At 72.0% G+C, this 6,447-nt stretch carries 6 protein-coding genes; 4 read left to right on the top strand and 2 right to left on the bottom strand.

All coding sequences use genetic code 11. The features are described from left to right. The first annotated feature begins 44 nt into the window (after positions 1–44). Positions 45–782 carry an enoyl-CoA hydratase/isomerase family protein gene (locus tag AB0959_RS39070; RefSeq protein WP_366831523.1) on the top strand — a complete coding sequence of 246 codons (738 nt, stop codon included), beginning with the start codon at positions 45–47 and terminating at the stop codon, positions 780–782. A gap of 23 nt (positions 783–805) precedes the next feature. Here the strand turns inward: AB0959_RS39070 and AB0959_RS39075 are convergent, their stop codons facing one another. Both AB0959_RS39075 and AB0959_RS39080 read right to left on the bottom strand, forming a co-directional pair. Then, positions 806–1,441: a DJ-1/PfpI family protein gene (locus tag AB0959_RS39075; RefSeq protein WP_366831524.1), complete on the bottom strand. Its 636-nt coding sequence runs from the start codon at positions 1,439–1,441 to the stop codon at positions 806–808. A 94-nt stretch (positions 1,442–1,535) separates the two neighbouring features. Continuing rightward, positions 1,536–2,495, bottom strand: a complete 960-nt coding sequence (locus AB0959_RS39080) for a GlxA family transcriptional regulator (protein WP_366831525.1) — start codon at positions 2,493–2,495, stop codon at positions 1,536–1,538. A gap of 143 nt (positions 2,496–2,638) precedes the next feature. Here AB0959_RS39080 and AB0959_RS39085 point away from each other — a divergent pair, with 143 nt between their 5' ends. The 3 genes from AB0959_RS39085 (at position 2,639) to AB0959_RS39095 (ending at position 6,243) form a co-directional block, all read left to right on the top strand. Further along, positions 2,639–3,505, top strand: coding sequence for a hypothetical protein (locus AB0959_RS39085; RefSeq protein ID WP_366831526.1), 867 nt, complete (start codon positions 2,639–2,641; stop codon positions 3,503–3,505). 107 nt (positions 3,506–3,612) lie between these two features. After that, positions 3,613–3,756 (top strand): LPFR motif small protein, encoded by a 144-nt coding sequence (locus AB0959_RS39090; RefSeq protein ID WP_366831527.1) that lies wholly within the window; start codon positions 3,613–3,615, stop codon positions 3,754–3,756. Between the two features lie 87 nt (positions 3,757–3,843). Beyond that, positions 3,844–6,243, top strand: coding sequence for a Tex family protein (locus AB0959_RS39095; protein WP_366831528.1), 2,400 nt, complete (start codon positions 3,844–3,846; stop codon positions 6,241–6,243). The last annotated feature ends 204 nt before the right edge of the window (positions 6,244–6,447 follow it).

Consider the following 6,447-nt stretch of genomic DNA (forward strand, 5'->3'; position numbering starts at 1 on the left):
CCCTTCTTGATCGTACGTGCGCGGGTGGCGGATAGCATCCGCGTATGGAGCTGCCGCACAGCGTCACGGACGGGGTCGCCACCGTCGTCATCCACCATCCGGCCAAGCGCAACGCCATGACGGCCGGGATGTGGCGGGCGCTGCCGCCGCTGCTCGACGAGCTGGCCGCCGACCCCGCCGTACGGGTGCTGGTGCTCACCGGCGAGGGCGACACCTTCTGCGCAGGTGCCGACATATCGACGCTCCGGGGCTCACCGGACGAGGCGCAGGGGCTGGCCGGGCTCGCGGAGGAGGCGCTCGCCGCCTTCCCGAAGCCCTCGCTCGCGGCGATCCGCGGGTACTGCGTGGGCGGCGGGTGCCAGCTCGCGGCGGCCTGCGATCTGCGGTTCGCGGAGGAGGGCTCACTGTTCGGGGTGACTCCGGCGAAGCTGGGGATCGTGTATCCGGCCTCCTCCACGCGGCGGCTGGTGTCGCTGGTGGGGCCCGGGACCGCCAAATACCTGCTGTTCTCGGGGGAGTTGATCGACGCCGAGCGGGCGCTGCGGACGGGGCTGGTGGACGAGGTGCTGCCCGAGGGTGAACTCGACAAGCGAGTCGGGGAGTTCACGCGGGTGCTGGTCTCCCGCTCGCAGCTGACGCAGGCGGCGGCCAAGGAGTTCGCGAACGGCCGGACGGGCCGGGACGGCCACTGGGCCGAGCAGGCGCGCGGGAGCGGCGACACCGCGGAGGGCGTCGCCGCGTTCCTGGAGCGCAGGGCGCCGCGGTTCACGTGGAGCGTGTGAGCTCCCGTGCCGCGTCGGGCGTCCTACGTCAGCACGAAGCGGCTCTTGCTCCGGAACTCCTCCACCAGGTGCGCGGGAGCCTTCTGCGGTGAGCCCGCGTCGTAGGGCGGCTGCGGGTCGTACTCCGTCAGCAGCTGCACGGCCTGGGCGTGCTCGTCGCCCGCGATCCGGCCGATCAGGGTCAGACCCATGTCGATCCCGGAGGAGACGCCGGCCGAGGTGACGTACTTGCCGTCGGTCACGACCCGCTCCCCCGTCGGCTCGGCGCCGAAATGCTCGAGGAAGTCGAGGGCCAGCCAGTGGGAGGTCGCGCGTCGGCCCTCCAGAAGCCCGGCGGCGGCCAGCAGCAGCGAGCCGGTGCACACGGAGGTCGTCCACGCGCTCGTGCGGTCGGCGGTACGCAGCCAGGCGAGGAGGGTCTCGTTCTCCATCTGCTGCGTCTGGCCGGGGCCGCCCGGGACCACCACGATGTCGGGGTTCGGCACGTCGGCCAGGGTCCTGTCGGCGGTGATCGCCAGGGCGCCCGTGTCGGTGCGGACGGGACCGGTCTCCTCGGCGACGAAGACGGTCTCCGCGTCCGGGAGACGGCCGAGGGTCTCGTAGGGGCCGACGGCGTCGAGGGCGGTGAAGCGGTCGTAGAGGACGATCGCGATCTGCATGGATTTCCTTCCGTGAGCTTCAGTGACCTTCGCTTCGGTGAGCTTCGGTGAGCTTCGGTGAGCTTCGGTGGGCTTCAGTCGGCTTCCGTGAGCTTCAGTGAGTGGGCGCGGGCGCCGGGCGGAAGCGGCGCCGGTACTCCGCCGGGGCCGCGCCGAGCGCCCTGAGGAAGGCGCGCCGCATGGCCTCGGGCGTGCCGTAGCCAGCGGCGCGGGAGATCTCCTCGACTCCGTCGGCGGTGTCCTCCAGGAGGCGGCGGGCGTGTTCGAGGCGCACACGGTCGACGTACCGGCCGGGCGTCATGCCGGTCTCGGCGTGGAACGCGCGGGCGAAGTGGCGGGGCGAGAGACGTGCGCGGGCGGCGAGCGACTCCACGCTCAGGTCGTCGCCCGGGTGCTCGGTGATCCACTGCTGGACCTCGCGCAACGGTTCCCGCCGGGCCGTCTGCGCGGCGAGCTGGGCGCTGAACTGGGCCTGGTTGCCGGGCCGCCGGAGGAAGACGACCAGGTGGCGGGCGATGGTGAGCGCGGTGTCCCGGCCGAGGTCCTCCTCGACGAGCGCGAGGGCGAGGTCGATGCCCGAGGTGACGCCCGCGGAGGTGGCGATGTTTCCGTCGCGCACGTAGATGGGGTCCGGGTCGACCTCGATCTCCGGGTGGTCCCGGGAGAGCTTGTCGCAGTACGCCCAGTGGGTCGTGGCGCGGCGCCCGTCCAGGAAGCCCGCCTCGGCGAGCAGGATCGCACCGGTGCACACCGAGACGAGGCGCTCCGCGCGGGGGCCGTGCTCGCGCAGCCAGGCGACGAGCTCCGGTGCGGGGCGCCGGGTCCCCTGGCCGCCCGGGACGAGCAGGGTGTGCGCGGCCGGGGCGTCGGCGAGGGCGTGGTCCGGGACGAGCGTGAGGCCGCTGCTGGTGCGTACGGGGGCGCCGTCCAGGGAGGCCGTGCGGATGCGGTACGTCCCGGGGCGGGCGAGTTCGGCGCCGTTGAAGACCTCGACGGGGCCCGTGACGTCGAGGCTCTGCACGTCGTCGAAGAGGACGACCAGGACGGTTCGCATGCCTTCGATTCTTGGCGGGCGGGGCGATGGCCGCAATGACGGGTTCCCCACTTTTCCTGCCACGACCTTTCCTGCAACGGCCGCGCGTCAGGCGGCGTCCCCGGCCTTTATTACATACCTACCAGTCGGTACTCTCGGCTGTTATGACGACACTTCTTCCCGAGCAGGCCGGCCGACGCTGTCACAACGTCCTCAACCCCTTTCACGCGACGCACTACTTCTCACCGGATCTCGGGCGCGAGCTGGCCGCCGTCGGGGTCGAGGACGCGAACGCCGCCTACTTCGCGGTGCGGGCCGCCCCGATGGGGCCGGTGACCGCGGGTGTCGTGACGGCCACGTTCTACAACTTCCGGCACGAGCTGGTGGCGCGCCACGTGCCCGCGGTGTGGGAGAGCGCGTCCCCCTCGGTCGTGCTCGCCGCGCGCGTCCGCGCCGTGGACTCCACGCTGCGACGGCAACTCGGCGAGGAGGTACTCGCCTCCAAGGAGGTGGCCGAGGCCGCGGAACTGGCGCTGCGCGCGGCCGAGGCGTGCGGCAGGACCGCGCGCCCCTTGTACGCCGCGCACGCCGATCTGCCGGTGCCCGACGAGCCGCACCTCGCGTTGTGGCACGCGGCGACGCTGCTGCGCGAGCACCGGGGCGACGGCCACCTGGCGGTCCTGCTCGACGCGGGCCTGGACCCGGTGGAGGCACTGGTGAGCCACACCGCGACGGGCAAGGGCATGGCGCCGAAGTGGCTGCTGAAGACGCGCGGCTGGACGCGAGAGGACCTGGACGCCGCGGTGGACCGGCTGCGGGAGCGGGGCGTGCTGGACGCCGACGGCGAGCTGACGGACGCGGGCGTCGCGCTGCGCCAGGAGATCGAGACCGGGACGGACCGGCTCGACCGGGCGCCGTACGAGCACCTGGGCGCGGCGGGCGTCGAACGGCTCACCGAGCTGACCGGCGCGCTGATGAAGACGGCCCTCGCGGCGGGCGCGTTCCCGAAGGGCATGATCGGCAAGAGCTGAGGCGGCGGAGATCCCACCTCGCGTCGCGGGCGTGTGCATGACCGGGCGGACGCGCGGTACCCGGTGGTCTTCCGGCCGTGAAGGGCCGGAGACGAAAGGGGAGTTACGTGTTCCGTGCAATCGCAGACGTGTTGCGGCAGATCGGCGGCGCTGTCGCCACCGTGGTGACGCTGCCCTTCCGCGCCGTGGCCCGGCTCCTGGGCGGGGTCTCGGGGTCCGCGCGGCGCGGTGGACGGGCCCGCCGCGCCTGAGCGTCATCATCACGCCCTGCTCTGCCTTTGTCGGTGTCGCCTGCCACAATTGCCGCGCAACCTCAGTGGAGAAGGCGGTACGGGATCGTGACGACACCCGGGTCCCTCGAAGTAGGGTCCATCGAAGGCAGGATCGCCGAGGAGCTCGGCGTACGGGAGCGGCAGGTGAAGGCCGCGGTGGAACTGCTGGACGGCGGTTCCACCGTGCCCTTCATCGCCCGCTACCGCAAGGAAGCGACCGAGATGCTCGACGACGCGCAGCTGCGCACGCTCGAGGAGCGGCTGCGCTATCTGCGGGAGCTGGAGGAGCGGCGGACGGCGATCCTCGACTCGGTGCGCGAGCAGGGCAAGCTGACGGCCGAGGTCGAGGCGCAGATCCGCGGCGCCGAGACGAAGGCGCGGCTGGAGGACATTTATCTGCCGTTCAAGCCGAAGCGGCGCACCAAGGCGCAGATCGCGCGCGAGGCGGGTCTGGAGCCGCTGGCCGAGGGGCTGCTGGGCGACCCGATGGTAGAGCCGCTCGCAGCGGCGGCGGCTTTCGTGGACGCCGACAAGGGCGTCGCCGACCCGCAGGCCGCCCTCGACGGCGCGCGGGCGATTCTCACCGAGCGGTTCTCGGAGGACGCCGACCTGATCGGTGAACTGCGCGAGCGCATGTGGGTCCGCGGGCGGCTGGCAGCCAAGGTCCGGGAGGGCAAGGAGGAGGCGGGCGCCAAGTTCGCCGACTACTTCGACTTCGCCGAGCCCTTCACGGAGCTGCCCTCGCACCGCATCCTGGCCATGCTGCGCGGCGAGAAGGAGGAGGTCCTCGACCTCGTTCTGGAGCCCGAGGAGCCCACGGACGGCCCGTCGTCGTACGAGGGCATGGTGGCGCACCGCTTCCAGATCGCCGACCGCGGACGCCCCGCCGACAAGTGGCTGACGGACACCGTCCGCTGGGCCTGGCGCACCCGCGTCCTCGTGCACCTCGGCATCGACCTGCGCCTCAGGCTGCGCACGGCCGCCGAGGACGAGGCGGTCAACGTGTTCGCGGCGAACCTGCGGGACCTGCTGCTCGCCGCCCCCGCGGGCACGCGCTCGACGCTGGGGCTCGACCCCGGCTTCCGTACGGGCGTGAAGGTCGCCGTGGTCGACGCGACCGGCAAGGTCGTGGCCACCGACGTGATCTACCCGCACGTCCCGGCCAACAAGTGGGACGAGGCCCTCGCCAAGCTCGCCCGGCTCGCCAAGGAGCACGCGGTCGAGCTGGTCGCGATCGGCAACGGCACGGCGTCGCGCGAGACGGACAAGCTGGCCGGTGAACTGATCGGTAAGCACCCGGAGTTGAAGCTCACGAAGGTGATGGTGTCCGAGGCGGGCGCGTCCGTGTACTCGGCGTCGGCGTTCGCCTCGCAGGAACTGCCCGGCATGGACGTGTCGCTGCGCGGTGCCGTCTCGATCGCGCGCCGCCTCCAGGACCCGCTCGCCGAGCTCGTGAAGATCGACCCGAAGTCGATCGGCGTCGGGCAGTACCAGCACGACCTGTCCGAGGTGAAGCTGTCGCGCTCGCTGGACGCGGTCGTCGAGGACTGTGTGAACGGTGTGGGTGTCGACGTGAACACCGCCTCCGCTCCCCTGCTTTCCCGGGTTTCCGGCATCTCGTCCGGACTCGCCGAGAACATCGTGGCGCACCGGGACGCGAACGGCCCGTTCAAGTCCCGCTCGGAGCTGAAGGGCGTGGCGCGGCTGGGCCCGAAGGCGTACGAGCAGTGCGCGGGCTTCCTGCGGATCCGGGGCGGTGACCCGCTCGACGCGTCCAGCGTGCACCCCGAGGCGTACCCGGTGGTCCGGCGGATGGTGAACCGGTCGGGCGGCGAGGTCGCGTCGCTGATCGGGAACACGTCGGTGCTGCGGTCGCTGAAGCCGGGTGACTTCGTGGACGAGACGTTCGGTCTGCCGACGGTGACGGACATCCTGAAGGAGCTGGAGAAGCCCGGGCGCGACCCGCGGCCCGCCTTCAAGACGGCCACCTTCAAGGAGGGCGTCGAGAAGATCTCCGACCTGTCGTCCGGGATGGTGCTGGAGGGCGTCGTCACGAACGTCGCGGCGTTCGGGGCGTTCGTGGACGTCGGTGTCCACCAGGACGGGCTCGTGCACGTCTCAGCGATGTCGAAGACGTTCGTCAAGGACCCGCGGGACGTCGTGAAGCCGGGTGACATCGTCAAGGTGAAGGTGCTGGACGTCGACATCCCGCGTAAGCGGATCTCGCTGACGCTGCGGCTGGACGACGAGGCTGCTCCGCAGGGTAAGGCGGGGCAGGGGGCCGCGTCCGGCGGTGGGCGGCCCCAGCAGCGCGGGGGGCGTGCGCCTCAGCAGCGGCAGGGGCGTGGTGGTGCGGGTGGGGGTGGCGATGGCGGTGGTGCGTCACGGCAGGCGCCCGCGCCGGCGAACAGTGCGATGGCGGATGCGTTGCGGCGGGCGGGGTTGGTGGATCCCAAGCGGCGGTGACGGTGGTGGGGTGTGCGGCGGGGTTTGTTTCGCCCCCGCCGCCCCTACCCGTCCCAACCCCGGGCTCCGCCCGGACCCCGCTCCTCAAACGCCGGAGAGGCTGAATATGCGCGGGGAACTGCACGGCTTTTAGGGGCGCGGGGAACTGCGCGACCAGCCCCCACCCACCCGCACCCAGCCAACCCACCCCAACCACCCCCCACC

Source organism: Streptomyces sp. NPDC046862 (genome assembly GCF_040704615.1).
Classification (GTDB): Bacteria; Actinomycetota; Actinomycetes; order Streptomycetales; family Streptomycetaceae; genus Streptomyces.

What these genes read in the sequence shown, in the direction of transcription:
- AB0959_RS39070 (WP_366831523.1), top strand. Translation starts at nt 45, where the DNA reads ATGGAGCTGCCGCACAGCGTCACGGACGGGGTCGCCACCGTCGTCATC.
- AB0959_RS39075 (WP_366831524.1), bottom strand. Translation starts at nt 1,441, where the DNA reads ATGCAGATCGCGATCGTCCTCTACGACCGCTTCACCGCCCTCGACGCC.
- AB0959_RS39080 (WP_366831525.1), bottom strand. Translation starts at nt 2,495, where the DNA reads ATGCGAACCGTCCTGGTCGTCCTCTTCGACGACGTGCAGAGCCTCGAC.
- AB0959_RS39085 (WP_366831526.1), top strand. Translation starts at nt 2,639, where the DNA reads ATGACGACACTTCTTCCCGAGCAGGCCGGCCGACGCTGTCACAACGTC.